At 70.2% G+C, this 26,305-nt stretch carries 24 protein-coding genes; 9 read left to right on the plus strand and 15 right to left on the minus strand.

The window, feature by feature from the left end; all coding sequences use genetic code 11:
* The first annotated feature begins 65 nt into the window (after positions 1 to 65).
* Positions 66 to 779 carry a Crp/Fnr family transcriptional regulator gene (locus tag DACI_RS03955; RefSeq protein ID WP_012202707.1) on the plus strand — a complete coding sequence of 238 codons (714 nt, stop codon included), beginning with the start codon at positions 66 to 68 and terminating at the stop codon, positions 777 to 779.
* Between the two features lie 184 nt (positions 780 to 963).
* Here DACI_RS03955 and DACI_RS03960 read toward each other — a convergent pair whose 3' ends face one another.
* The 3 genes from DACI_RS03960 to DACI_RS03970 all read right to left on the minus strand — a co-directional run bounded on the left by DACI_RS03960 (position 964) and on the right by DACI_RS03970 (position 3,538).
* The gene (locus tag DACI_RS03960; protein ID WP_012202708.1) at positions 964 to 1,512 is read right to left on the minus strand and encodes a GTP-binding protein; all 549 of its coding nucleotides are present in this window, start codon (positions 1,510 to 1,512) and stop codon (positions 964 to 966) included.
* A complete protein-coding gene (locus DACI_RS03965) occupies positions 1,505 to 2,164 on the minus strand; it encodes a hypothetical protein (RefSeq protein WP_012202709.1) in 660 nt (219 codons plus the stop codon). Before DACI_RS03965 ends, DACI_RS03960 begins: the two co-directional genes overlap by 8 nt.
* Before the next feature lie 453 nt (positions 2,165 to 2,617).
* Complete coding sequence (locus tag DACI_RS03970; RefSeq protein WP_012202710.1) at positions 2,618 to 3,538, minus strand: LysR family transcriptional regulator; 921 nt, start codon at positions 3,536 to 3,538, stop codon at positions 2,618 to 2,620.
* A gap of 153 nt (positions 3,539 to 3,691) precedes the next feature.
* Here DACI_RS03970 and DACI_RS03975 point away from each other — a divergent pair, with 153 nt between their 5' ends.
* Positions 3,692 to 4,699: a Bug family tripartite tricarboxylate transporter substrate binding protein gene (locus DACI_RS03975; RefSeq protein ID WP_012202711.1), complete on the plus strand. Its 1,008-nt coding sequence runs from the start codon at positions 3,692 to 3,694 to the stop codon at positions 4,697 to 4,699.
* A gap of 167 nt (positions 4,700 to 4,866) precedes the next feature.
* Positions 4,867 to 6,468: a gamma-glutamyltransferase family protein gene (locus tag DACI_RS03980; protein ID WP_043780565.1), complete on the plus strand. Its 1,602-nt coding sequence runs from the start codon at positions 4,867 to 4,869 to the stop codon at positions 6,466 to 6,468.
* Between the two features lie 22 nt (positions 6,469 to 6,490).
* Here the strand turns inward: DACI_RS03980 and DACI_RS03985 are convergent, their stop codons facing one another.
* The 6 genes from DACI_RS03985 to DACI_RS04010 are packed head-to-tail and all read right to left on the minus strand — an operon-like array spanning position 6,491 to position 12,558.
* The gene (locus DACI_RS03985) at positions 6,491 to 7,132 is read right to left on the minus strand and encodes a nucleoside/nucleotide kinase family protein (RefSeq protein WP_012202713.1); all 642 of its coding nucleotides are present in this window, start codon (positions 7,130 to 7,132) and stop codon (positions 6,491 to 6,493) included.
* A complete protein-coding gene (locus DACI_RS03990; protein WP_012202714.1) occupies positions 7,129 to 7,998 on the minus strand; it encodes a sugar phosphate isomerase/epimerase family protein in 870 nt (289 codons plus the stop codon). The genes DACI_RS03985 and DACI_RS03990 overlap by 4 nt, the downstream gene beginning before the upstream one ends.
* Entirely contained in the window at positions 7,995 to 9,032 is a 1,038-nt protein-coding gene (locus tag DACI_RS03995; RefSeq protein WP_012202715.1) for an ABC transporter permease, read from the minus strand. The genes DACI_RS03990 and DACI_RS03995 overlap by 4 nt, the downstream gene beginning before the upstream one ends.
* Positions 9,029 to 10,063 carry an ABC transporter permease gene (locus DACI_RS04000; protein ID WP_012202716.1) on the minus strand — a complete coding sequence of 345 codons (1,035 nt, stop codon included), beginning with the start codon at positions 10,061 to 10,063 and terminating at the stop codon, positions 9,029 to 9,031. The genes DACI_RS03995 and DACI_RS04000 overlap by 4 nt, the downstream gene beginning before the upstream one ends.
* Positions 10,056 to 11,555 (minus strand): sugar ABC transporter ATP-binding protein, encoded by a 1,500-nt coding sequence (locus DACI_RS04005; protein WP_012202717.1) that lies wholly within the window; start codon positions 11,553 to 11,555, stop codon positions 10,056 to 10,058. Before DACI_RS04005 ends, DACI_RS04000 begins: the two co-directional genes overlap by 8 nt.
* A gap of 13 nt (positions 11,556 to 11,568) precedes the next feature.
* Positions 11,569 to 12,558 carry a substrate-binding domain-containing protein gene (locus DACI_RS04010; protein WP_012202718.1) on the minus strand — a complete coding sequence of 330 codons (990 nt, stop codon included), beginning with the start codon at positions 12,556 to 12,558 and terminating at the stop codon, positions 11,569 to 11,571.
* A 177-nt stretch (positions 12,559 to 12,735) separates the two neighbouring features.
* Between DACI_RS04010 and DACI_RS04015 the strand changes: the two genes are divergently transcribed.
* On the plus strand, positions 12,736 to 13,752 hold the full coding sequence (locus DACI_RS04015) for a LacI family DNA-binding transcriptional regulator (RefSeq protein ID WP_043780568.1): 1,017 nt from the start codon (positions 12,736 to 12,738) through the stop codon (positions 13,750 to 13,752).
* Positions 13,753 to 13,973: 221 nt separating this feature from the next.
* Here DACI_RS04015 and DACI_RS04020 read toward each other — a convergent pair whose 3' ends face one another.
* A complete protein-coding gene (locus DACI_RS04020; RefSeq protein WP_043780571.1) occupies positions 13,974 to 14,924 on the minus strand; it encodes a LysR family transcriptional regulator in 951 nt (316 codons plus the stop codon).
* Between the two features lie 111 nt (positions 14,925 to 15,035).
* On the opposite strand from DACI_RS04020, the gene DACI_RS04025 reads away from it, so the two are divergent.
* The 3 genes from DACI_RS04025 (at position 15,036) to DACI_RS04035 (ending at position 17,956) form a co-directional block, all read left to right on the plus strand.
* Positions 15,036 to 16,277 (plus strand): alpha-hydroxy acid oxidase, encoded by a 1,242-nt coding sequence (locus DACI_RS04025; RefSeq protein WP_043780577.1) that lies wholly within the window; start codon positions 15,036 to 15,038, stop codon positions 16,275 to 16,277.
* Between the two features lie 51 nt (positions 16,278 to 16,328).
* Positions 16,329 to 17,315, plus strand: a complete 987-nt coding sequence (locus DACI_RS04030) for a tripartite tricarboxylate transporter substrate binding protein BugE (RefSeq protein ID WP_012202722.1) — start codon at positions 16,329 to 16,331, stop codon at positions 17,313 to 17,315.
* A 137-nt stretch (positions 17,316 to 17,452) separates the two neighbouring features.
* Positions 17,453 to 17,956: a carboxymuconolactone decarboxylase family protein gene (locus DACI_RS04035; protein WP_012202723.1), complete on the plus strand. Its 504-nt coding sequence runs from the start codon at positions 17,453 to 17,455 to the stop codon at positions 17,954 to 17,956.
* 15 nt (positions 17,957 to 17,971) lie between these two features.
* Here the strand turns inward: DACI_RS04035 and DACI_RS04040 are convergent, their stop codons facing one another.
* From DACI_RS04040 to DACI_RS04060, 5 genes are all read right to left on the minus strand, one after another.
* Positions 17,972 to 18,952, minus strand: a complete 981-nt coding sequence (locus DACI_RS04040) for a Bug family tripartite tricarboxylate transporter substrate binding protein (RefSeq protein WP_012202724.1) — start codon at positions 18,950 to 18,952, stop codon at positions 17,972 to 17,974.
* A gap of 42 nt (positions 18,953 to 18,994) precedes the next feature.
* Entirely contained in the window at positions 18,995 to 20,197 is a 1,203-nt protein-coding gene (gene tcuB / locus DACI_RS04045) for a tricarballylate utilization 4Fe-4S protein TcuB (protein ID WP_043783152.1), read from the minus strand.
* Positions 20,198 to 20,202: 5 nt separating this feature from the next.
* Complete coding sequence (gene tcuA, locus DACI_RS04050) at positions 20,203 to 21,627, minus strand: FAD-dependent tricarballylate dehydrogenase TcuA (RefSeq protein WP_012202726.1); 1,425 nt, start codon at positions 21,625 to 21,627, stop codon at positions 20,203 to 20,205.
* 87 nt (positions 21,628 to 21,714) lie between these two features.
* Complete coding sequence (locus DACI_RS04055) at positions 21,715 to 22,677, minus strand: LysR substrate-binding domain-containing protein (protein WP_012202727.1); 963 nt, start codon at positions 22,675 to 22,677, stop codon at positions 21,715 to 21,717.
* A 56-nt stretch (positions 22,678 to 22,733) separates the two neighbouring features.
* Complete coding sequence (locus DACI_RS04060) at positions 22,734 to 23,540, minus strand: IclR family transcriptional regulator (RefSeq protein WP_012202728.1); 807 nt, start codon at positions 23,538 to 23,540, stop codon at positions 22,734 to 22,736.
* 143 nt (positions 23,541 to 23,683) lie between these two features.
* On the opposite strand from DACI_RS04060, the gene DACI_RS04065 reads away from it, so the two are divergent.
* Together DACI_RS04065 and DACI_RS04070 are read left to right on the plus strand one after the other, a co-directional pair.
* Positions 23,684 to 24,721 carry a tripartite tricarboxylate transporter substrate binding protein gene (locus DACI_RS04065; RefSeq protein WP_043780580.1) on the plus strand — a complete coding sequence of 346 codons (1,038 nt, stop codon included), beginning with the start codon at positions 23,684 to 23,686 and terminating at the stop codon, positions 24,719 to 24,721.
* A gap of 56 nt (positions 24,722 to 24,777) precedes the next feature.
* A complete protein-coding gene (locus DACI_RS04070) occupies positions 24,778 to 26,277 on the plus strand; it encodes a class I adenylate-forming enzyme family protein (protein WP_012202730.1) in 1,500 nt (499 codons plus the stop codon).
* Positions 26,278 to 26,305: the final 28 nt, after the last annotated feature.

The raw sequence follows: 26,305 nt of genomic DNA on the forward strand, positions 1-26,305 counted from the left end.
GATGTCAGCGGCGAAAATACGCAGGCCCGCCGGCTGTGTCTGTCAGCCACCCGACATCCCTTTCCATGCAAGCTTCCCTCGCCTCTTCCTACCTGCCCACGCTGCGCGCCGGTCGCTGGTTCAGCGCACTGGCGCCGCAGTTTGCCGATTTGCTGCTGGCGCTGGCCCAGCCGCGCAGCCTGGAGACGGGCGAGGCCCTGTTCCTGCGCGGCGATGCGCTGGAGGGCGGGCTGTTCGCCGTGGTCCGGGGCAGCATCGGTTTCTCCGGTGTGGGTGGGCAGAGCGAGCAGGCGCGCGAGGCGCTGCTCACGCGCATGGGCCCGGCCACCTGGTTTGGCGAGATCGCGCTGTTCGACGGTTCGCCGCGCACCCACGATGCCCACGCCATGGAGCCCAGCGTGGTGCTGCAGGTGCCGCGCCAGCCGCTGCTGGACTGGCTGCAGCAGCACCCCGCGCACTGGCATGACCTGGGCGTGCTGATGTCGGGGCGCATGCGCGCGGCCTTTGCGGCGCTGGAGGACCTGGCCCTGCTGCCCGCGCCCCAGCGCCTGGCGCGCCGCCTGGTGGCCATGGCGCGCGGCTACGGCGAGCGGCTGGACGATGTGCCGGCCCGGCCGCGCCTGGATATCACGCAGGAGCAGCTGGCGCGCATGCTGTCGATCTCGCGCCAGACCACCAACGTGCTGCTGCAGGGCCTGCAGGCGCGCGGCCTCATCCGGGTGCAGCGCGGCGAGATCGAGATCCTGCAGTGGCAGGCGCTGTGCGCCGAGCGGTTCTGAGAAGGCCCGGTTAGAGGGTCCATCAAGGCGGCGCTACGCGTTGCAGGCTGCCTGCTTCAGACCACCAGCACGCCTTCCACGTCCTGCATCTTGCGCCGCGCCAGTGCGAGATGGGCCTTGGCCCTTGTCGAGCACCAGGGAGAGGAACAGTCCCTCGCGGTGGGCGCGCGCCTTCAGGGCGGGGTCATTCTTCATGGGGGCTGTCCTGCGACAGGGCTTCGATCTGCAGCAGCAGCAACTCGATCAGTGCCACCACCTGCGCGCGCTCGCGCACATCGGCCGGCACCACCGGGCACAGCAGGCCACGCGACTGCAGGTGCAGGGCAAATCCTTCGAGGTCGGGCCGGCCATGCCGGTCCATGCGGCACACGGCCACCACGCAGGCCGTGGTGCGCAGCGTGGCGGACAGGGCATTGATGTAGGTATCCAGGTCGCCCAATGGGTCGGGCCGGCTGTTGTCGATCAGCAGGACCACCCCCAGCGCGCCGTGCGAGAGGATGTTCCACATGAAGTCGAAGCGCTCCTGGCCCGGTGTGCCGTACAGGTACAGTTTTTCGCCGTTGTCCAGGGTGAGTTCTCCGTAGTCCATGCCGGCGGTGGTCAGGGCCTTGTCCACTGCCGCATCGGTGTTGCGCACGTCGGTGCTTACCGGCGCGATCTCGCTGACGGCGCGTATGGCGGTGGTCTTGCCCGCGCCCGCGGTTCCGCAAATCAGGATCTTCAGCTCACTCATGCACGGAGGCTCTCGTCAATTGGGCAAGCCGCTGGCGGATGCGGCCGAGAATGCCCTGGGCAGGACCCGGGGCAGCGCTGCTGCGGGGTGCCGTGGCGGTCCAGCGCAGCAGGCCGATGGCATCGAGGCGGTTCAGGAAGGCCGCGCAGATCTCCGGCGCAAGGCCCGAGCGCCGGCACAGCGCCTGCAAGGTGGTGGGCCGGCCCGTCATCAACGTTGCCAGGCGCATGTGGTGCGCGCTTGTCAGCAGCCGCTGGGGCGGCCAGCGCAGCAGCTGCACCAGCATGTCGGTCGCCGCTGCCGGGTGGGGTGCCGCCACCATGCGTTGCCCGGACGCCGTCTGGCGCACGGCCAGGGCGCGCAGGCCCATGGCATTGAGGCAGTCCTCCACCGCGTCGGCGCGCAGGGGCAGGCTCAGGTAGTCCCCCGTGGGGCGGGTGCTCTGGGGCTGGCGGCCCACGCGCAGCGTCACCCGGCTGGACGGCGGCTCGTGCACGCCGTCATGCAGTACCACCAGGTCGGCCGAGGATTCCGTCCATTCCCAGCGGTGCTGCGTGCGGTGGTCCACCAGCCGCACGAAGGAGCGGAACAGCCTGGCGTCGCGGTCATCGAGGCCGCGCAGCGGGAAGGTGAGCGCGGGACGCTCATCCATGCCGCATTGCCTTCAGCAATTGCAGCCGCAACCGCAACCGCAACCGTAGTTGCCGTGCCTGCAGGCTCCGGCCTGCCTGTTTCCTTGTGCCCATCACGTCGCCGTTTCCTGTCCTGAATGCGCCGCACGGCAAAGCAAGCCGCGCATGCCAATGATTTCAAGGGAGATGCGGGCGCATCATAGGAAGCGCTTGGAGCGGAAGCGGGCAGTTCGCCAGCGTGATTCGGAATCGTCCGATATGTATCCGGATCAGTCCTAGCGCATTGCGTTCCTGCAGCGAGGCTTCAGACGCTTTGAGCGGTTTTTTGGTCGCTTCCGGATTTTCGGAGCCATGGCGGCGCTGAAAAACAGGAGTTATCTGGTTGTTGTAACCAAGACCTTGGAATGCATTGCAAATTCAGCAGGCCTGCCGTGTTTTGTGTCTGGGCGTTCCATGCCAGGGCGCCAGGTGGATTACCAGGAGGTTGGCAGCCTGAGCTGCAGCATTTCCAGGAAGGACTGCGCCGCATGCGGCAGCGTGCGGCCGGCCAGGGTCTGCACCTCGATGTCGCGCAGGTCCATGCCCCGGTCGCTGAGCGCCACGGCCACCAGTGCGCCTGTGGCCACCATGTGGCGCGCGGCGATCTCGCTGGCCACGGCCACGGCGGCGCCCTGGGCTGCAAAGTTCAGCAAGGTCTTGCCGTGGTTGCTCTCCATCACGGGCATCAGCATCAGGCCCTGGCGGCTGCAGGCCGCGTCCAGCAGCTGGCGCACGGCAGTATCGGCCGGTGTGAGTGCCAGGGGGTGGCGTACCAATTGGGCCAGCGACAGGCGGCGCGCCTGGGCCAAGGCATGGCCGGGTGCGACCAGGGCAACCAGGGGCGCCGCCACGCGGCAGGCCACGGCAATGCCTTTTTCAGGCGCGCGGCTGAAGCACAGGCCGATGTCGGCCGCGCCGCTGCGAACGGCCTCTGGCACGGCAGGCGTGGGCAGCACCATCACCTCGAAGACGATGCCGGCATGCGCGCGCTGGAACGCTGCGCACAGGCGCGGCAGGAATTCGTTGGCAAAGGCGTCGGAGCTTGCGATGCGCACGCGGCCGCTGCGCAGCCCCTGCAGGGCCTCGATCTCGCCCAGCGCGCGCTCGGCATCCAGGCCGGCGCGGCGCACATGGTCGGCCAGGATCTCCCCGGCCGCATTGAGCACCATGCCGCGCGGGTGGCGCTCGAACAGCGGCGTGCCCAGCAGCCCCTCCAGCGCCGCGATCTGGCGGCTGATGGCGGAGGCCGCCACATGCAGCCGCGCCGAGGCTTCGGTCAGCGATCCGCATTGCGCCACTTCGTGGAAGTAGCGCAGCGCGGTGTCCTGCAAAAGAAGGTGGCGGGCGTCGGGCATGTCGCCCCGATTGTCATCAATTTGCCGCAGAGGCAACGCAGGTTTGCAAATTTGCTGATGGCGGCAAAGGGGCGAGGGTTCTACGATGGCCTGTTGCGGCGTTGCTGGGGAGCAGCGGCTGCAGCCGTCCAACCCCTGTCCAGGAGTGTGCCCATGAAGGCATTGCCCAGCGTTTTACTTCCACGCCGCGCCATCGTGGCTGCAGCCTGTGCCCTGGCTGGCGCCATCGCCCTGCCCGCCGTGGCACAGGGCCAGGCGTCCTGGCCCTCGCACCCGGTGCGCCTGGTCGTGCCCTTTCCGGCCAGCGGCGCCACCGACCTCGTGGCGCGCGTGGTGGCGCAGCGCATGTCCCAGGACCTGGGCCAGCAGCTGGTCATCGACAACCGCCCCGGCGCGGGCGGCACCATCGGCGCGGGCGAGGCCGCCAAGGCCTCGCCGGACGGCTACACGCTGCTGTTCACCACCAGCAGCACGCATGCCATCTCGCCGCATCTGATGACCCGTCTGGCCTACAAGGCCGACAAGGATTTCACGCCCATTGCCGAGATCGGCGGCGCGGCCAGCATCCTGCTGGTCACGCCCTCGCTGCCCGTGCGCAACGTGCAGGAGCTGATCGCCTATGCCAAGGCCCATCCGGGCGCCCTCAACTACGCCAGCAGCGGCAATGGCACCATCGTCCACCTGAACGCGGCGGCCTTCGCGGCGCGCGCGGGACTGCAACTGACCCATGTGCCCTACAAGGGCACGGCCCAGTCCATCACCGACCTGGCCGCTGGCCAGGTGCACCTGCTGTTCGACTCCATTCCCACCGGCATGCCCCATGTGGCCAGCGGCCGCCTGCGTGCCCTGGCCGTGACCGGCGACAAGCGCAGCGCGCTGGCGCCCGACCTGCCCACGGTGGCCGAGTCCGGCCTGCCTGGCTATTCTTCGGTCACCTGGTTCGGCGTCTATGGCCCGGCCGGCATGAAGCCCGAGCTGGTGGCGCGGATCAATCAGGCCTTCAACAAGGCCATCCAGAATCCCGAGGTGGTGGCCAGCCTGGCCAAGCAGGGCGTGGAGGCCGCATCGCCCCGCACGCCCGCGCAGTTCGCTGCCATGGTGCAGGCCGACAGCGCGCGCTGGGCGCAGGTCATCAAAGACAACAAAATCACATTGGATTGAGTGAAGCACCCCCTGAGCGGCTTTGCCGCTTCCCCCTCTCCTGCGGGAGGGGGACGACGCCCTTGCTGCGGCGCGGCCGGCGTAGGCCCTTGCTTGGCGTCCCTGAGCTGGGCCGTGCCTGCGGTTCCTCAAGCTATCGGTGGCGCGTTGGCGCTATGGAAATTGATATGACAAGCACTGTTACGGACTGGACACTTCCCTACGCCTCGCACCGCTCTTCGGTGCTGGGCCGCAACATGGTCTCCACCTCGCAGCCGTTGGCCGCGCAGGCCGGCCTGGCCATGCTGCTGGCCGGCGGCAATGCCGTGGATGCGGCCATTGCCACGGCCATGGCGCTGACCGTGGTCGAGCCCACAGGCTGCGGTCTGGGCAGCGATGCCTTCTGCATCCTGTGGGATGGCAAGGAGTTGCACGGCCTCAATGCCTCGGGCCGCTCGCCCGAAGCCTGGACGCCCGAGTACTTCGCCGCGCTGGGCGGCATCCCCGAGAAGGGCTGGAACGCCGTCACCGTGCCCGGCGCCGTCTCGGCCTGGGTGGAGCTGTCGCGCCGCTTCGGCAAGCTGCCGTTCGAGCAACTGGCCCAGCCCGCCATCCGCTATGCGCGCGACGGCTTTGCGGTCTCGCCCACCATCGCCACGCTGTGGGCGCTGGGCGGCGCCAAGCTCGCTGACCAGCCCGGTTTTGCCGAATGCTTCCTGCCCGATGGCAAGGCCCCCAAGGCGGGCGAGGTCTTCCGCAGCGAAGCCCATGCGCGCACGCTGGAGGAGATCGCCGCCACCAAGGGCGAATCCTTCTACCGTGGCGCACTGGCGCGCTCGATGGCCGAGCACGCCAAGGCTTGCGGCGGCGCCATGACCGAGGCCGACCTGGCCGCCCACCAGGCCGACTGGGTCGGCACGGTGTCGCAGACCTTTGGCGATTCGGTGATCCACGAGATCCCGCCCAACGGCCAGGGCATTGCCGCGCTGATGGCGCTGGGCATGCTGGACGCACTGGGCGTGGGCGCTGAGCCGCTGGACGGCGTGGAGTCCGTGCACCTGCAGGTCGAGGCCATGAAGCTGGCCCTGGCCGACCTGCACGAATACAACGCCGACGGCGACCACATGCGCGTCGAATCCGCCCATCTGCTGGACGCCGGCTACCTGCGCGAACGCGCGGCGCTCATTGACCGCGAGCGCGCCAGCGCGCCCACCTACGGCGCACCGCGCCCCGGCGGCACGGTCTACCTGGCGGCGGCCGATGCCAGCGGCATGATGGTCTCGTTCATCCAGTCCAACTACATGGGCTTCGGTTCGGGCGTGGTCGTGCCGGGCACCGGCATCAGCCTGCAAAACCGTGGCCACGGCTTCACCACGCAAGCCGGCCATGCCAACGAGGTCGCGCCGCGCAAGCGCCCCTCGCACACCATCATCCCGGCCTTTGCGATGAACGCCGACGGCACGCCCCAGATGGCCTTCGGCGTCATGGGCGGCCCCATGCAGAGCCAGGGCCACCTGCAGATGGCCCTGCGCGTGCTGCGCTACGGCCAGAACCCCCAGGCTGCCGCCGACGCACCGCGCTGGCGCGTGACGGGCGGCAAGGGCGTGGCCGTGGAGCCCGCCTTCGACGCCGAGGTCGTCGCCGCCCTGCGCGCACGCGGCCACGAAGTCACGATCGAGGAAGGCCATGGCGTCTTCGCCTTCGGCGGCGCGCAACTGGTGCTGCGCGACGGCGACCACTACATCGGCGGATCGGACCCGCGCAAGGACGGGGGCGTGGTGGCGTTCTGAGCGGGGGCTGTGTCCGGCCGCCTCACCCCCAGCGCAACACCCAATCCGCCCGCCCCCGCGTTGCCGCAATGCGGCGCGCATTGGGCTCGTCCACCTGCGCCACCCAGTCGCGTGCGGCCTGGGGGCTGCGGCCGTGGAGTTCGTGGCGGCGGGTCAGGCGTTCGATGCGAAGGCGGTCGTCCATGTCCACGTACCAGACCTCGTCCAGCAGCGCGTGCACGGCATGCCAGTGTGTGCCTGGCGCATCCTGTTCATCCATCAGCAGGTAGTTGCCTTCGGTGATGACCAGGGGCACGCCGGGCGCGATGGCGATGGCGCCTGCAATGGGCTCCTCGATGGCGCGCCGGAATTCGGGGGCGTAGACCGTTTCACCGGCCACGGGCGTGTGCAGGCGGCGCAGCAGGGCCACGTAGCCGGCCGAGTCGAAGGTGTCGGGCGCGCCCTTGCGCTGCGCGCGGCCCAGGCGCTCCAGCGCGGACTGCGCCAGGTGGAAGCCGTCCATGGGCACGGCCGCCGCCAGCGGGCCCAGCGCCTGCAGCAGGGCGGCGCAGACCGTGCTCTTGCCTGCGCCGGGCGGGCCAGCCAGGCCCAGCAGGCGGCGGGGGCCGGAGCGTGCCAGCGCAAACGCACGCGCCAGGGCTTCGGGCGGCAGGATGGCCGTCATGCGCGTGCCTGCTGCGCGCTGGCCAGCCCGTCTGCCATGAAGCCGCGTGCGTGCAGGGCCAGGTCCATGCCGTCTTCCCACATGGGGCGCCAGATGGCCAGCGCGTTCGACAGCTGCTCGTTGACGATGGCGGACGAGAAACTCTCGAAGGTGACGGTGCCCTGGTAGCCGATCTGCGCGAGTGCGCCGAAGAACTGCGCGAAGTCGATGTGGCCCGCGCCCAGGTAGCCGCGGTGGTTCTCGCCGATGTGCACATAGCCCAGCCGCTGTCCGCAGGCCAGCACGGGCGCGGCAAGGTCGGCTTCCTCGATGTTCATGTGGTAGGTGTCCAGGTGCACGCAGACATGGGGCTGGCCGACTTCGTCGATGAACTCCAGCGCCTGCGCGGCCGTGTTCAGCAGATTGCTTTCGTAGCGGTTGACCACCTCCAGGCCCAGCGTGACGCCGCGCTCGCCCGCGAAGTCGGCAATGCGCCGCACGGCCTCGATCGCGTTGCGCCGGCCTTGCGGCGTGCAGGGGTGGCCGTATTTCGCCATGGCGCCGTAGAGGATGCCGCCGAAATAGCGTCCGCCCAGGCGCGCCGTGATGTCCACGCCCTCTTGCAGCAGCGCCAGGCCGCGCGCGACCACGGAGGGGTCTTCGCTGGAGACATCGGCCTCGAAGGTCAGCCCGCGCGAGCAGCCCACGCCCAGGCCATGCTCCTGCAGCAGATCACGCGTGAGCGCCAGGTCCATGAGCCGGGGGCCGTGCAGGGACAGCTCGACCAGGTCGTAGCCGGCCTGGCGCGTCCGCTCGATCACATGGCGGGTGGATGCCGGCGACAGGTCGCCGGCCCAGACAAGGGCGTGGATGCCGAGGGGGTTCATAGGGGCTCCGGGTGGACTCTGCGAGAGCGTGAAGGGGAGGGTTCGGCGGGTGCCCGGGCACGGCCCCGCCAGCGCGCGAGCAGGTGGCGCGCGGCCACGGCGGCGATCATGGTGGCGCCCCACAGGGCCTGCGTGAGCTGGGCATTGGCGCCCAGCAGGTTCACCCCGCTGGACAGCACCTGCAGGATGAGCAGGGCGACGAACAGCCCCGACACCCGGCCGAAGCCGCCCATGGGATCGGTGCCGCCCAGGATGGCCGCAAGCACCGTGACCAGCAGGTAGGACTGGGCGTAGCCCGCACTGGCCGAGTTGAAGCGCGCCATCATCAGCACGGCCGCGATCCAGCACAGCAGCGTGGACAGGGTGTAGACGCCGATCAGCACGCGGCGCGTATCGATGCCCGCATGGCGCGTGGCCTCGGCATTGGAGCCGACCATGCGGATGGCCAGCCCGTGGCGTGTGCTGCCCAGGTACAGGCCCACCAGCATGCACACGGCCGCGAAGATCCAGAACGGCAGCGGCAGGCCCAGCCACTGGGCGGAGCCCAGGGCCTGGAAGGCCTCGGGAAAGCCTGCAATGGGCTTGCCGCGCGTGAGCCAGACGCACAGGCCGTTGATCAGCGACATGGTGCCCAGCGTGACGAGGATGGGATGGGCGTTGACGCGCGCCACCAGCCAGCCGCTGGCCAGCCCCACCAGCAGGCTGGCGAGGGCGCCCACGGTCAGTGCCGCGGCGATGAGCAGGCCCTCATGGCCCGATAGGTCCAGGCCCAGCGCCGACAGGCCTCCCACCAGCACCCAGGCCATGGCCAGGCCCGCCATGTTGGCGCTGGCGACCACGGCCAGGTTGATGCCGCCACTGACCAGCGGCAGCATCTGCGCCAGTGCCAGCAGGCCCAACTCGGGGATTTGCAGCAGCACCGATTGCAGCGTGCCCAGGGTGGCGAAGCTGCCGGGCAGCAGCAGCGTGAACACGGCGCACAGCAGCGCCAGCAGCGCGATCAGGCCCAGCGGCGCGCCAGTGCTGAGGTTCATGGCGCGGCCCCCGCCAAAGGCGCTGCAGGAGTGGCGTCAGTGCTGCGCTGCTGGTTGCGTCGCTGCGTGCGCCGCAGTCCCGTTGCCGCGGCGCAGGCCAGCACCACGGCGCCCAGCAGCACCTGGAAGAAATACGGCGACACGCCCATCAGATTCAGCCCGTTGCGCAGCACGGCCAGCAGCAGCACGCCCATCAGCACGCCGCCCACGCTGCCCGTGCCGCCGAACAGGCTGGCGCCGCCCAACACGGCGGCCGCGAGCACGAACAGCTCCGTGCCGACCAGCGCGTTGGGCACCGACTCGCCCACGCGGTGCGCCTGCACCAGGCCTGCGATGGCCGCCATCATGCCGAGCCAGCCATAGGCCACGCCCTGGATGGCGCCCAGCCCGATGCCCATGCGGTGGGCGGCCTCGGGGTTGCCACCGAAGGCGTACAGGCGCCGCCCCAGCGCGCTGTGGCCCAGCAGCAGCGCCGTCAGCACGGCGGCTGCGCCGGCCACGGCGATGGGCAGGGTCAGGCGCACGGGGTCTGCGCCGTCGGCGCTTGCGAAGCGGGCCAGCACCACGGAATCGCTCCACCACGACGGCAGGTCGTAGATGGACCGGCCGCCCGTGCCATGCATCAGCAGCGCGAAGTACAGGTTCAGCGTGGAGATGGTGATGATGATGGAGGTGGCGCGCAGGCGGTGGATGAGCAGGGCGTTGAATGCGCCCAGCGCCAGTCCCGTGGCCAGGCCCAGCGCGATGCTGGCCGCCGGTGCCCAGCCCAGGCGTGTGGCCGCGAGGGCCGCAAGGTACTGCGCCACCGTGGCCGTGGCGGCAAACGAGATGTCGATGCCGCCCGCGACCAGCACCACCAGCAGGCCCACGGCCATGATGGCGGTGACCGATGCGCCCTCGGCCACGTCCATCCAGTTGCCCAGCGTCCAGAAGCCCGGCGCCAGGGCGCCGAACAGCAGGGCCATGGCTGCAATGGCCAGGCCGAGCCGGGCCACGGGGTGGTGCAGCAGCGCGTGTGCGTGTTCAGGCATGGACGGCCTCCTCGATCTGGCTTTCGGAATGCACCCCCGGCACGAACTCGCCGGCCATGCGCCCGCCGCGCATGTGCAGCACGCGGTCGCAGTGGGCATGGACCTCGGCCACCTCGTCCGAGATGACGATCACCGCCATGCCCTGTGCGGCGAGCCCGTGCACGATCTCGAAGATGCCCTGGCGGTTGCCGATGTCCACGCCCACGGTGGGCGAGTCGAGGATCAGCAGGCGTGGCGCGGTCGCCAGCCAGCGGGCCAGCACCACGCGCTGGGCATTGCCGCCCGACAGCTGGTGCACGGGTGCGTCCAGCGCGGGCAGGCGCATGTGCAGGCGGTCGCGCCACTGGGCCGCAGTGGCGGCGCGGCGGCTGGCGGGCAGCCAGCCCAGCGGGCCGGACAGGCGCGGCAGCATGGCCAGCACCAGGTTGTCCTGCACGGACTGGCGCAGGTTCAGGCCGATGGACTGGCGGTCCTCCGGCACATAGGCAATGCCCGCCGCCATGGCATCGCGGTTGCTGCGCAGCGCCAGCGTGCGGCCGCCCAGGCGGATGCTGCCGCGATCGGGCCGGCGCATGCCGAACAGGCCCAGGGCCAGCTCGGTGCGGCCCGCGCCCAGCAGCCCGGTCAGGCCCAGGATCTCGCCCTCGCGCACATCGAAGCTCACGTCCTCGTAGTCGCCGTCGCGGCCCAGGCCGCGCACTTCCAGCAGCACGGGCGCGGCGGACATGTCGCGCGCATGCAGGCGCTCATCCACTTCCTGCCCGGTCATCAGCGCGGCCAGTTGCCGGCCCGACAACTGTTCGGCGGGCCAGGTGCCGAGCTTGCGCCCGTCGCGCAGCACGGTGACGCGGTCGGCGATCTCCATGACCTCGTCCAGCTTGTGGCTCACGAAGACGATGGCCATGCCATCGGCCTGGAGCCGGCGCACCACGGCCAGCAGCGCATCGACCTCGGCGCGCGTGAGCGAGGCCGTGGGCTCATCCATGAACAGCAGCCTGGCCCGGGCCGCCATGCCCCGGCAGATGGCCACGAGCTGGCGGCCCGCAATGGGCAGGTCGCCCACCCGCGCATCCAGCGGCAGCGCAATGCCCAGGCGCCGCAACACGGCCTGGGCCGCCTCGCGCTGGCGCCTGCGGCGCACGGGTGCCCACCAGCGGCCCATGGCCTGGTCGAAGGCAATGTTCTCGGCCACGCTCAGGTTGGGAAACAGCGACAGGTCCTGGTAGATCACCTGAATGCCCAGGGACTTGGCCAGCGCCGGGTCCAGCCGCTGCACGGGCTGTCCGCCGATGTCGATGCACGCACCCGGCTGCGGCGCGTGCACGCCGCTGAGCACCTTGATCGCCGTGCTCTTGCCGCTGCCGTTGCTGCCCATCAGGCAGTGCACCTCGCCGGGCATCACGTCCCAGTCCAGCGCATGCAGCGCGGTGGCGTCGCCAAAGCGCACGGTGACCGCCTGCATGCGGACCAGTGCTGTTGTGGTGGCATCCATGGCAGCGCGCGGCTCACAGGCCCAGGCCGACCAGCCGGTCTATGGTCTGCCGGTTGATCGGCTCCAGCTTCTGGCCCTGGATGTTGCGGCGCTCGCGGTCCACCTGCACCTTGCCCAGGCCCGGTATCTCCATGCCGTCCGTGGGCTCGCGGCCGTCGATCAGCATCTTGCCCACATGCACGATGACCTCGCCGGCCAGCGCGGGGTTCCAGATGAAGCCTTCGCGGATCACGCCGTCGCGCACCAGCTTTGCGCCCTGGCCCGGCGAGAACGAGCCCACCACGGCAATGCGGTCGGCTTTGCGCGCATCGGCCACCGCGCGGCCCGCGCCAATGGGGCCCTGGCTGCCGAAGGCCAGAAAGCCCTTGAGGTCGGGGTGGGCGCGCATCAGGTCCTGGGCGCTGCGGTAGGAGTCGTCCAGGCTCTCGGCCACGCCGAAGCGCTCGGACACCAGCTGCATCTTCGGCCACTGCTTTTTCTGGTGGGCGATGGCCGCGTCGGCCCAGGCGTTGTGCAGCGGCACGGTCAGCGAGCCCACGAAGACCACGTACTTGCCCTCGCCGCCCATGGCCTTGGCCAGGCTGTCCATGTGGCGCTCGCCAAAGCCCGCGACGCTGCTCAGCTCGATGTTCCAGTCGGCGCCCTTCTGGTCGGGCGACTCGTGCGTGAGCACCTTGATGCCCGCGCTGCGCGCACGCCGGAACACGGGCTCCAGCGCCCTGGCATCGTTGGGCACCACGGCGATGACCTTGCTGCGGCGCGCGATCAGGTCCTCGACCGCGCGCACCTGCTGGGCCGCATCGGCCTCGGTGGGACCGACCATGCCGCTGGAGATGCCCAGCTCGCGGCCTGCCTTGCCGATGCCGGTCTCCATGGCGTTGAACCACGGAATGCCCCCGACCTTGGCCACCACCGACACATCCTCGGCACCGGCCGCGCCTGCCAGCGCCGCCAGGGTGCAGGCCAACAGTGCCCTCGAGAACCGGCTGAATCCATGGAACATGGCGCTCCTCCCTCTGTTTTGCACAATCGATTGTGCAAACTATAGACAGATGGACTTCCATTGCCGATGCGGGATTTCCCGGGCCGCTGCTGCGTGCCGGCTCCGGCCCGCCCGAATCGCTGCCGCAGCGGCTACGATGGCCGCCGAGCGCTCCCGTCCCAACCCCTGCAGAGCACCGTGAACCGCCCCCGAACCTCCACCATCTACGACCTGGCCGAACTGGCCGGCACCTCGGCCTCGACGGTCAGCGCCATCCTCAACGGCAGCTGGCAGTCGCGGCGCATCAGCGAGGAGACCGCGCGCCGCGTGCAGCAGCTCGCCCAGGAACACAGCTTTGCCGTGAACCGCCAGGCCAGCGGCCTGCGCCGCCAGCGCTCGGGGCTGATCGGCATGGTGATTCCCACGCATGAGGACCGCTTCTTCGGCGCGCTGTCCCAGGCCTTCGAGCGCCTGGCCCACGCGCGCGGCCTGTGCCCGCTGGTGGTCAGCACGCTGCGCGACGGCGCGCTGGAGGTGGAGACCGTGCGCTCGCTGATCGCCTTTCGCGTGGAGCACCTCATCGTCACGGGCGCCACCCGGCCCGACGCCATCAGCGCCGAATGCCGCAAGGCCGGCGTGCGCCATGTCAACGTGGATCTGCCGGGGAAGAAGGCGCCCTCCGTCACCAGCGACAACCGCTGGGGTGCGGCCGAACTCACGCGCCTGCTGCTGGCGCGCTCCAGGCCCCCGGCAGGTGCGCCGCAGGACGCCGTCTGCTTTCTGGGCGGCGTCCGCAAGGAGTACGCCACCGAGCAGCGCCTGGCCGGCTTTCGCGAAGCCCTGGCGCCCCACACGCCGGTGGCGGACGAGCACATCGTCTGCTGCGGCTACGACCCCGAAGCGGCCCGCCTTGCCATGGCAGCGCTCTACCAGCGCCTGGGCGGCCTGCCGCGCGCGCTGCTGTTTTCATCGGGCATCACGCTGCAGGGCGCCATCCGCTTCCTGCGCGCACTGCCCGATGCGGAACTGGCGCAATGCAGCTTTGGCAGCTACGACTGGGACCCCTATGCCGAATGCCTGCGCTTTCCGGTGCACATGGTGCGCCAGAACGTCGAAGGCCTGATGGCCGAGGCCTTCCGCGCCATCGACGGCGAAGGCCTGCGCGCTGGGCAGGTGGTGCAGGTGCGGCCGCAGTTGGTGGAGTGGGGGAGGTGAGTCGCTTTGTGGGAGGCGCTTGCCGGGAGCCCGATGGAAGACCAACTCCATGGTGTTGATCAACATCGCTTGATTAGGAATGAGTTCGACGAGCCTCAAGCCCCGCTTTGAGAACGATCCTGCTTCTCAGCGCTTGCGCCGACCGCTTATGTCGTCCCCGACGACACGTCAATGAAACATGTTCTCATTTCATCGAAATGAAGACATATGTGCGGCTCACGTCACTTGCGACGCCATGAATGGGTATGTCGCTGAATCTGTATTTCACCCACCAACCCCGGCATCACCGTGAAATCCACTTGCGCCTGCGCCAGTTGCTGCATGGCCGGGATCAGGGCGCGGGCGTCGCCGCGCCGCCATTGGAAGGCGTAGTGCAGGGGGGCGAGAGCGGCTTTGGGATGGGCGCCCCCGACGGCGCGCAGGCCCAGGGCGGTGATCCAGCCGGTGGGCAGGAAGCCCACGCCCAGGCCGGCGCGCAGCATGCCGGCCACGGCGCCCCAGCTGTTGCACAGGATGCGCTCGCGCACGCTGGCGCCCTGGGCGAGCAGCCAGTCGTCCAGCAGGCGCGTGGTGCCGGCCTGCGGGGGCAGGGTGACCAGTGCATGGCGCTGCAGCAGGGCCGTGGCGCCCAGGCGGCCTGCGCCTGCCAGGCCGGGGGCCACGGCCCAGGCAAAGCGCGCGGCGCCCACGGGGCGGGACAGCAGGCTGCTGCGCGAGGAGCGGCCCGCGATGACGGCAAAGTCCAGCTCGCCGTCGTCCAGGCGCTGCTCCAGCACGCCGCCCACGTCCACATGGGGCTCCAGCACCAGTTGCGGATGGGCCTGGCGCGCGGCGGCCACGAAGGCCGGCAGCCAGGTCAGCGCCGACAGGTCGCCCACGCCGAAGCGGCAATGCCCGGCCAGCGCCTCGCGCATGTCCAGGGCCTGGCCCAGCGCGGCCATGGCGTTGAGCACCTCCAGCGCGGCGGGCAGCAGGCGCTGGCCGGCATCGGTGAGCACGGCGCGGTGGCCGCTGCGGTCGAACAGCGGCTGGCCCAGCGCGGATTCCAGTTCCGTGATGCGCTTGGACAGCGAGGACACGGACAGGTGCACGCGCTGCGCTGCCGTGGCGAAGTTGCTGCAGGTGGCGGCCCACCAGAAGGCTTCGAGCTGCTTGACCGAGGGTGTGGACATGGGTTTGTCATTGGCAAAAAGCGAACAAGTGCATTCTAAATAATCCACTTTCATTCAATGGATGCGCGGCCTACAGTGGCGCCGGTTCCTGAACATTCCGAGGTCCGCACCATGGCCGCCATCGCTTCCTCCTCTTCCTCTGCCTCTGCCTCCACGCCTTCGGCATCCGCCCTGCCGGCGCCGCGCGCCCCGGCCGTGCTGCGCCGCATGCTGTCGCTGCATGATTTCGAGGAGGCCGCGCGCCGCAGGCTGCCCCGGCCCATCTTCGGCTACATCGCCGGGGCGGCAGAGGACAACGCCTCGCTGCGCGACAACCGCGAGGTGTTCGGCGAATGGGGCCTGACCACGCGCGTGCTGGCCGATGTGTCGCAGCGCTCGCAGGCCGTGGAGCTGTTCGGCGAGCGCTATGCCAGCCCCTTCGGCATTGCGCCCATGGGCATCAATGCGCTGTCCACCTACCGGGGTGACCTGGTGCTGGCACGCGCGGCCCAGCGCGCGGGCATTGTGTCGGTGATGAGCGGCACTTCGCTGATCCCCATGGAGGAGGTGGCGCGCGAGAGCCCGGCCACCTGGTTCCAGGCCTATATCCCCGGGGACCAGGCCCGCATCGACGCGCTGATCGACCGCGTGGAGCGCGCAGGCTTTCGCACCCTGGTGGTGACGGTGGACATACCGATCTCTGCCAACCGAGAGAACAACATCCGCACCGGCTTTTCCACGCCGCTCAAGCCCAGCCTGCGCCTGGCCTGGGACGGCATGGTGCGCCCGGGCTGGGTGGCCGGCACCTTCCTGCGCACGCTGCTGCGCCACGGCATGCCGCATTTCGAGAACTCGTTTGCCACGCGCGGCGCGCCCATCATGTCGTCCAGCGTGATGCGCGACTTTTCGGCACGCGACCACCTGAGCTGGCGCCACATCGAGGCCATCCGCCGCCGCTGGAAGGGGCCGCTGGTCATCAAGGGCGTGCTCAGCGTGGAGGACGCGCTGCAGGCGCGGCGCGTGGGGGCCGACGGCATCGTGCTGTCCAACCATGGCGGGCGGCAGCTCGACGGCGCGGTGTCGGCCATGCGCATTCTTGAGGACGTGGTGGCGGCCCTGGGGCCGGACTATCCCGTGCTGATCGACGGGGGCTTCAGGCGCGGCTCCGATGTGCTCAAGGCCGTGGCGCTGGGCGCGCGCATGGTGCTGGTGGGCCGGCCCTTCAACTATGCCGCCGCCGTGGGCGGCGAGGCCGGCGTGCTGCACGCCATCGGCCTGCTGCGCGACGAGGTGGACCGCAACCTGGCCATGCTGGGTGCCTCCTCCTGCGGCGCGCTGGACCGCTCGCACATCGTGCGCCGCGCATCGGCCTGACAGAAACCTCCACCGTCCGTTCAAAACACAGCCATTCCCAGGAGACATTCCATGAACCACTTCACTTCACGCCGCAGCCTGTGCGCCCTGCTGCTGGCCGCAGGCGCCGCACCGGGCGCCATGGCGGCCGATGCCGGCGCCTATCCCACGCGCCCGGTGCGCCTGATCGTGCCGTTTGCGGCCGGCGGCACCACCGACATCGTCGCGCGCGCGATTGCGCCGCGCATGGCAGAGGCCCTGGGCCAGCCGCTGGTGGTGGACAACAAGGGCGGCGGCGGAGGCGCCATCGGCGCGCACGAGGCCGCGCGCGCCCAGCCCGACGGCTACACGCTGGGCGTGGCCACCGTGTCCACCACGGCCACCAATCCGGCCATCAACCCGCGCCTGCCCTACAACCCGCTCACCGATTTCACGCCCATCACCAACATTGCGGCCACGCCCAATGTGCTGGCCGTGCATCCGGGCTTCAAGGCGCAGAGCTTTGCGGCCTTCGTGGACGAGGTCAAGAAGAACCCCGGCAAGCATGCCTACGGCACGGCGGGCACGGGCTCCATAGGCCACATGCTGATGGAGCTGATGTCCAGCCGCTCGGGGCTGTCGCTCACGCATGTGCCCTACCGGGGATCGGGCCCCGCGCTCAACGATGCGGTGGCGGGCCAGGTGCCCATCGTCTTCGACAACCTGCCCTCGGCCCTGCCCTTCATCAAGGCGGGCCGGCTCACCGCGCTGGCGGTGGCCGCGCCAGAGCGCCTGGCCCAGCTGCCCCAGGTGCCCACCTTCAAGGAGCTGGGCCTGGAGCCGGTCAACCGCAGCGCCTTCTATGGCATCTACGGCCCCAAGGGGCTGTCGCCCGAGATCGTGGCGCGCCTGCATGCGGCCGCCCAGCGCGCGCTGGCCAGCCCCGAGGTGCGCCGCCAGATCGAGGACACGGGCTCGCGCGTGATCGGCAACCGCCCCGAGGAGTTCGCGCGCGAGATCGCGGCCGAGAACGCCCTGTACCGCAAGATCGCCACGGAGCGGCGCATCGTGGCGGATTGAGGGGCAGCCGGCGGAAGGGGGATAGGGGCTGCGAAAGAATTTTCGCCAACGCTGTCACAACGCGCACGCCCCGTGCGTCTTGAAGGTATGGGCCAGCCATTCCGGCCGGCTGCTACATCCCTCAAGGAGTGTTTTCCATGACCGCTTCGTCTTCCGCTGCCACCGGCGCCCGTCCTCTTGCCGCCCCCACGCCGCGCCTGAACTTCCAGGCCGTGGCCCCCGAGCTGTACAAGGCCCAGGCCGGCATCAACGCGCTGCTCAACCAGTCCAGCCTGGGCATCCAGCTGCTGGAGCTGGTGTTCCTGCGCGTCTCGCAGATCAACGGCTGCGCCTTCTGCGTGGACATGCACACGCGCGAACTGCTGTCCCGGGGCGAGGACCTGCAGCGCATCAACAGCATCGTCACCTGGCCCGAGGTGGATTTCTACGACGGGCGCGAGCGCGCCGCCCTGAACTGGGCCGAGCGCTGCACGCGCCTGAGCCAGGCCCATCCCGAGCAGCAGGACTTCGAGGCGCTGCGCCCGCATTTCAGCGAGCGCGAGATGGTGGAGCTGACCTATGCCATCGGCAGCATCAATGTCTGGAACCGCCTGTGCGCGGGCTTTGCAGCGCCCGTGGCGCGCAAGCCGATCAAGCTCTGAACGGGCGCAAGCCGTTCACTCCGCGGAGAGCTTTCGCTCCTTCACCAGCCTGCCCCACTGCTCGTATTCCTTCTTCATGAAGGCCGCGAACTCGGCGCGCGTGGTGGGCTGGGGGGTGAGGCCGTGCTTGTTCAGCGCCTCCTTGACGCCAGGGTCATTGAGTACCTTGACGATCTCGGTGTTCCAGCGGTCCAGCATCGGCTTGGGCGTCTTGCCCGGTGCCACGAAGGCATACCAGTTCAGTGCCTCGAAGCCGGGATAGCCGGCTTCGGCCACCGTGGGGATGTCGGGCATGTACGCCGGGCGCGTGAGGCCCGTGGTGGCCAGCGGGATCAGCTTGCCGGCCTCGATGTGGGGCAGGGCCGTGGGCGGCGCGGCGAAGTAGCTGGTCACGCGCTCGCCCAGCAGGTCCTGCAGCGCGGGCGCACCGCCCTTGTAGGGTACGTGCACCATGTCGATGCCCGCGCGCTGGTTGAACAGCTCGCCTGCCAGGTGGGAGGCCGAGCCCGCGCCCGTCGAGGCGTAGTCCACCGTGCCCGGGTTCTTCTTGGCCTTGGCCACGAACTCGGCCAGGGTCTTCACGCCCGCGCCTTTGTGCACCACCAGCACGTTGGGGAAGTTCACGCCGCCCGAGATGGGCGCCAGGTCCTTGAAGGGGTCGTAGGGCAGCTTCATCAGGTGCGGCGCAATGGTCAGCGGCCCCACCGAGCCGAACAGCAGCACCGAGCCGTCGGCCGCCGCATTGGCCACCTGCTGGTGGGCGATGTTGCCGCCCGCGCCGCCCTTGTTCTCCACCACCACGCTCTGGCCGATGTTCTCGCCCAGTTTCTTGGCGATCAGGCGCGCGGCCGCATCGGCAGCGCCGCCGGCGGCGAAGCCCACGACCAGGGACACGGGCTTCTTGGGAGGAAAGTCCTGGGCCTGCGCACTGGCGGCCAGTGCGAGCAGGGAGGCGGCCAGGGCGGTGGCGTGCAGGAAGTTGCGCTTGTTCATCATGGGGTTGTCTCCGTCATTGGCTGGGAATCGGGGCGGATGCGGCTAGTCGGCGCCCAGCCCGATGGGGCTGGGCTGGCGCTTTTCGGTGTTGTGGCGCAGCAGGGATGCCGTGCGGAACACGCCGTGCGCGAACTTGCCGTAGGGCAGGGTGGCGAACAGGGCGATCACCGCGCCCAGGTGCAGGCACAGCAGCAGGGCCAGGGCCGGCGTGCCGCGGCCCAGCCACAGCGCCATGCCGCTGGCGGCGACCAGGAACAGCAGGGCGATGAAGCCCAGGTCCATGGGTTTCTGGCGCGCGTCGCCATGCAGCGGGTGGCGCCTGCGGTTCAGGCGCCAAAGGCCTGCGGTGCCCAGCATGAGGCTGGTGCCGCCCACCGCGCCCAGCAGCTTGGGCAGGCTGGGGAATTCGTAGGGCGCGGCCCAGCCGAACACGTAGTGGTAGACCGTGGCCAGCGCCGTGGCCGCAAAGCACAGCAGGAAGCCGTAGAAGGTCAGGTGGTGAAAACGCCTGCGGCTCAGGGTGTAGGCATCGTCCTCGTTGTGGCAGCCCTCGCCGTGGCCGCCGTCCAGGTATTTGAGGCGCAGCACGTCGTGCGCGGCCTCGGCCGCCGCCGGCGTGCCCACGTCCACGCCGCCGGTGGCGGGCTTGACGTCCTTCCAGAAGCGGCGCACGCCCATGGCCAGTGCCAGCACCACGAACAGGAACACGGGCGCGAAGATGCCCACCAGCAGGTTGTGCGGGAACAGGTTGTAGAAGTTGGCGCCCAGGTCGGCGCCCCACAGCCGGCCCAGGCCGCCCTGCAGGGCCACGGCCAGCACCAGGAACAGCGACAGGCCTGCGGCCAGGGCCAGCGACAGCGTGAGTCCGTTCCTCTGGTACAGGCGCCCCAGGGCGGACGGCCAGGCGTAGTCGGCATAGGTCTGGCCACGCACCTCGGCCATGGCCTTGGGGATGTTGATGGCGAATTCATGCGGCGGCGCGTACTGGCAGGCATGCAGGCAGGCGCCGCAGTTGTGGCACAGGTTGGCCAGGTAGTGCACATCGGCCTTGCCGAACTCCAGCCGCCGCGTCATGGCCGGGAAGACCGCGCAAAAGCCTTCGCAGTAGCGGCAGGCGTTGCAGATCTGCAGGGCGCGCGCCACCTCGCCTTCGGCGGCCGTTTCGGTGGAGACCGGCAGGATGGGAATGACCCGGCCGGCGGCCAGGTCCTGGGCTTCTTGGGCCAGGGCGTTCAGGGTCTGCATCTCGGTCAAGCCTTCTCTGTCACTGCGCCGCGCACGGCGGGGTGGCCCGTGGCGGCCAGGGCCGCGTTGCGGCCCGCGATGCGGCCGAAGGCCGTGCCGATGGACATGCCCACGCCGGCCGTATAGCCCTTGCCCAGCACGTTGCCGGCCATCATTTCGCCGGCCACGAACAGGTTGGTGCTGGGCTGGCCGGCAAAGCGCACGGCCGCCGTGTCGTCGGTCTCCAGGCCCAGGTAGGTGAAGGTCACGCCGGGGCGCAGCTGGTAGCCGTAGAAGGGCGCCGTGTCGATGGGGCGGGCCCAGTGGGTCTTGGCGGGCGCCAGGCCCTCGGTATGGCAGTCGTCCAGCGCCGTGTGGTCGAAGTGGCCGACGCGGCAGGCGCCGTTGTAGGCATCCAGGGTCTGCATGAAGCGTTCCTCGTCCAGGCCCAGCTTGCGTGCCAGCTCGGGCAGGGAGTCGGCGCGCACGCCCGGGAAGACCGGCGGCATGAAGCGGCCTATGGCCTTGGCGTCGATGACGGACCAGGCGGTCTGGCCCGGCTGCTGGGCCACCAGGCGGCCCCAGATGGCATAGCGCTTGGGCCAGAAGTCCTCGCCCTCGTCATAGAAGCGCTCGGCCTCGCGGTTGACCACCACGCCCAGCGAGACGCAGTCGATGCGCGTGCAGATGCCGCCGTCGTACAGCGGCGCGCGCGCATCGATGGCCACCATGTGGGCCTGGGTGGGGTCGCCGATGCGGTCGGCGCCATGGTCTTCGAGCAGGTGGCGCAGCAGCACGCCGCGGTTGAAGGCCGTGCCGCGGATCAGGAAGTTGTCGGACGGCCACTCGCCGCGCGCGTTCTGTCCCCATGCCTCGCGCAGCCACTCGCGGTTGGACTCGAAGCCGCCCGCCGCCAGCACGCAGGTCTTTGCGGTGATGCGCTGCTCGCCCACCCAGGCGGCCTTGAACTCGCCGTCCTCGATCTCCAGCCGGTCCACGGGCGACGCGTAGCGCACCTGCACGCCCAGCCTTTCGGCGCTGCGGTAGTAGGCATTGACCAGGGCCTTGCCGCCGCCCATGAAGAAGGCATTGGTGCGCGCCACGTGCAGGGCGCCCGACAGCGGCGGCTGGAAATGCACGCCGTGGCGGCGCATCCAGTCGCGGCAGGTGGAGGAGGCACGGATCACCATGCGCGCCAGGTGCTCGTTGGTGATGCCGCCCGTGACCTTGAGCAGGTCCTGCCAGAACTCCTCTTCGGGGTAGGCCTCGACCAGCACGTCCTGGGGCGCGTCGTGCATGCAGCGCAGGTTGCGCGTGTGGCCGGAATTGCCGCCGCGCCAGTCGCGCGGCGCCGCCTCCAGCAGCAGCACGCTGCGGCCTGCCTCGCGCGCCATCAGGGCCGCGCACAGGGCGGCATTGCCGCCGCCTATGACCAGGACATCGGGGTCCATGGAGTTCTCCTTGCATTCGCCATCGTGGGGATTGCGAATGTAGGGAGAACGCCGCGCGGCGGGCAGGGGCCCGCCGGCATGGGGGTATCAGTCTTCGTGATGGATGAGGGCCGTGCCAGCCCAGGCGCCGCCGCGCAGCAGCTGGCGCACGCAGTCGATCAGCACCACGCGCGCGGCCAGGGCGGCGGGCGACAGCTCATCCTCGGAAAGGCTGCACAGCAAGTTGGTGCGCAGGGCATCTTTGTCCGTGATACGCGACCACTCGAAGCGCTGCGCGGCATCGGCATAGCGGCCCATGGAGGCCCAGGGCTGCACCGTGCTGCCCAGGCCCGCATCCACGGCCGCCATGACCATGGACAGCGAGTCCACCTCCAGCACCAGATGCGGTGTGAAGCGCGCCTGCGAGAAGGCCGTGTCCAGCGTGCTGCGCAGGCCGTGCAGGCCCGTGGGCAGGATCAGCGATTCGCCGGCCAGGTCGGCCAGCGCCATCTGCGGCGGCAGCGGCTCGGGGTGGTGGCCACGCGCGCGGATCAGGAACAGCTCTTCCTCGATCAGCGGGTGCACCTGCCAGCGCCGCCCGCCTGCGCGGGCCTGCCCGCCGTGCAGGCGGGCGTCGAACAGCACGGCCATGTCCAGCGCGCGCGCATTGAGCATGTCGGTCAGGTGGCCGGACATGCCCTCCACCATGTGCAGGCGCACATCGGGGTAGCGCGCGCGCATGGCCTGCATCATGGGCAGGCCCAGCATGGCCGAGGTGGTGGGCGCCAGGCCCACGCTGACCGAGCCCGACAGCCGCGCCTGCTGCGCGCTGCGCACGGCCTGCTCGGCATGGCGCAGCGTGAGCTGGGCCTCGCGGAAGAAGGCCACGCCCGCCTCGGTGGGCACCACGCCGCGCGGCGTGCGCTGCAGCAGCCGGGTGGACAGCTCGCTTTCCAGGCGGCTGACCTGCTGGCTCAGCGCGGACTGGACCATGTCCAGGTCCAGGGCGGCGCGGCTCATGGAGCCCAGTTCGACGATGCGGACGAAGTAGCGGAGTTGTCTCAGTTCCATGGGGGCGGCGCTTGTGGTGTGCAGCGCCGATTGTCGGTGCAGACCGGGGCTTGGCCTCAGATGCCGCGCGGCAGCAGGGCCGCCAGGGCCTCGCCTATCGAGCGCGCAATCAGCTTCTGGCGCTCGCCGGGCATGCGCTCCAGCGTGGAGGCCACGCTGACGGCGGCCACGGGCTCGCCTTCGGCATTGCGCACCGCCATGCCCACGGCCAGCACGCCGCGCGTGGCGTGGTTGCCGATGACGGACCAGCCGCGCTGGCGCGTGGCCTTCACCAGCAGGGCCATGCGCTCGAGCGTCATGCCGCCGTACTGCTCCAGCACGGGCGCGTTGGCCACCATCGCGGCCTGCACCTCGGCATCGGGCAGGGCGGCCAGCAGGGCCAGTCCCGCCGCTCCCACGCCCAGCGGCTGGCGCGTGCCCACCTGGATCACCAGGATCTGCACCGGATGCGTGCCCACATGGCGGGCGATGCAGTGCGATGCCGCGCCTTCGCGCACGATGGCGAAGGCCGCGTCCGCGCAGCCCGCGCTCACGCGCTCCAGCACGGGCTGCAGCCGCACGGCCATGTTGGGCTGGCCCGCGCTGGCGGCCGTGGCCGCCAGCCGGTGGCCGGCCGCATAGCCGAAGCGCCCCCTGTGCGCCACATAGCCGCTGTCCACCAGGGTGGACAGCAGGCGGTACACCGTGGCGCGCTCCAGCCCCGTGGCGCGGCACAGGTCAGCGACGCGCAGGCCCTCGCGGCCTGCGGCCAGCACGGCGTCCAGCACCTGCAGGCCACGGCGCAGCGTGCGGCTGCCGGCATCGTCGGCGGAGACTGGAATGTCCGCTGGCCGGACGTTTGGATTGGTGCTGCGCGAAGCCATGGAAAAGAATTTCCCGGTGATTGCAGGCAGGGCAGAAAAGGGCCTGCGTGCAGCGCGCAGTGTGCCGCAGGCCGTCGAAAGCCCACACAGGCAGACATAAGCGGACATCAGCAGACATCAGAACGATCACCTGGAGACAAGACATGACAATCCCTGCCCGTTTCAATCCGTGGGCGCGCCGGCGCCTGCTGGCCTGTTCCTTCACCTGCGCACTGGCCGGCATGGCCGCCGCGACCGTCGCGACCGTGGCGTTGGCGCCCGCGCCCGTGCTGGCGCAGCCGGCGGCCTGGCCTGCCCGGCCCGTGCGGCTCGTGGTGGGCTATGCGGCTGGCGGCGCCACCGACGTGATCGCACGCCTGGTGGCCGCCCGGATGGGCGAGCAACTGGGCCAGAGCGTGGTGGTGGACAACCGCACGGGCGCCAACAGCAATGTGGGCGCCGAAGCCGTGGCGCGGGCGCCTGCGGACGGCTACACGCTGTATGTCTACACCATTGCCAACACCATCAATGCCTCGCTCTACCCCCGGCTCGGCTATGACCCGGTCAAGGACTTTGAGCCCATCGGCCTGATCGCCAAGATTCCCAACATCCTCGTGGTCAACCCGCGCCTGCCCATACAGAACGTGGCCGACTATGTGCGCCATGCCCGGCAGAGTGCGCAGGGCATCAGCTTCGCCTCGTCGGGCAGCGGCTCGTCGATCCACCTGTCGGGCGAGATGTTCCGGCAGCTGTCGGGCCTGCGCATGCTGCACGTGCCCTACCGGGGCAGCGCACCGGCCATCACCGACCTGCTGGGCGGGCAGGTGGATTCCATGTTCGACAACGCGCCCTCGGCCCTGCCCCATGTGCAGGCAGGCAAGCTGCGCGCGATCGCCATCACCAGCGCCCGGCGCTCGGCGCTGCTGCCCGATGTGCCCACGCTGGCGGAGTCGGGCTATGCGGGCTTCGACGTGCAGTCGTGGTTCGGCCTGGCCGCCCCTGCGGGCACGCCGCCGGCCGTGATCGAGCGCCTGAACCATGCCCTGAACACCGCCCTGGCCGCACCCGAGCTGCGCCAGCGCCTGGGCGAGATGGCCGCCACGCCCGAGCCCGGCACCCCGGCGCAGATGCGCAGCTTTGCGGCGTCGGAGATCAAGCGCTGGCGCGAGGTGGTCAAGGCCTCGGGCGCCACCGCCCAGTAGTTCGACACACGTTCGGCACAAGCTCAACACAACCGCCCCACAAGGAGACAACCCCCATGCAACCCATTGATTTTTTCTGGCGCGCGGCCGAACGCTGGCCGCAGCGCATAGCCATCGACGCGCCGGGCGGCTGCATCCGCTATGACGCGCTGGCCCGCAAGGTGGCCGCGCTGGCGGCCGGCCTGCAGGCGCTGGAGCCTGCCGTGCAAAGCCGCGTGGGCATCTGCGCGGGCAACAGCGCAGACCATATCGCCGCCCTGCTGGCGGTGATGGCCAGCGGCAAGGTCTGGGTGCCGCTCAATCCCAAGAGCACGCAGTCCGAGGTGCGCCGCATCATCGATGCCACCGAGCCCTCCATCGTGCTGTGCGATGCGGGCGGCGCTGCACTGGTGCAAGGGGCGCCGGGCATCCACCTGATGCTGGGCGAGGGCACGGCGGCCCTGGAGCAGGCGCAGACCGGCGCTTTGCCTGTGACACCCGAACTGCCCGCCGATGCCATCCAGGCCATCAAGTTCACGGGCGGCACCACGGGCCTGCCCAAGGGCGTGATGCAGCCCTGCCGCGCCTGGATGGCCGGCATTGCCAACCAGATCCAGGCCTGGGGGTTCGATGAACATGACCGCTACGTCATGGCCGCGCCCATCACGCATGGCACGTCCACCTACCTGCTGCCCATCCTGGCGCAGGGCGGCTGCCATGTGCTGCTCGACGGTGCGGGTGCCGAGGCCGTGCGCAGCGCCTTTGCCCTGCGCGGCGGCACCGTGTGCTTCATGCCGCCCACCCTGATCTACATGCTGATGGCTCTGCCGGGCGCCAGCCGTGCGGACTTCCCCGGCCTGCGCCGCCTCATCTACGGCGGCGCCGCCATGCCGCCCGAGAAAATCCGCCAGGTGCGCGCCTTCTTCGGCCCCGTGCTGGCCACCACCTATGGCCAGACCGAGGCGCCGCAGATCCTCACGGCCATGCGGCCCGAGGACTTCGAGGACGAAGGCCTGTGGACCTCCGTGGGCCGGGCCACCTGGTTCAGCGACCTGGCCATCATGGCGCCCGACGGCCGCCTGCTGCCCCGGGGCGAGGTGGGCGAGGTCGTGGCGCGCGGCGATCTGCTGATGAGCGGCTACTGGCGCCTGCCCGGCAAGACGGCCGAGACCCTGGTGAACGGCTGGCTGCACACGGGGGACCGGGGCCTGATCGATGCGCAGGGCTACCTGCACCTCAAGGACCGCCTGAAGGACCTGGTCATCACGGGCGGCTTCAACGTCTATCCCGTGGATGTGGAAAACGCCCTGGGCCAGCACCCGGCCGTGCATGAGTGCGTGGTCTTCGGCATCCCCGACGACCATTGGGGCGAGGCCGTGCAGGCCGCCGTGCAATTGCGCGCCGAACTGCGCCCCGACCAGCGCCCGGACGAGGCCGAGCTGATCGCCTTCGTGCGCCAGCGCCTGGGCCCCGTGCAGACACCCAAGCGCATCCACTTTCACGCCAGCCTGCCGCGCTCGCCCGTGGGCAAGCTGCTCAAGACGGCCGTGCGCGAGCTTGCGCTGGCACCCCGTTGATCCCGCACACCATCACAAGGAAACCCTG

The organism is Delftia acidovorans SPH-1, assembly GCF_000018665.1.
GTDB classification, from domain to species: Bacteria; Pseudomonadota; Gammaproteobacteria; order Burkholderiales; family Burkholderiaceae_C; genus Comamonas; species Comamonas acidovorans.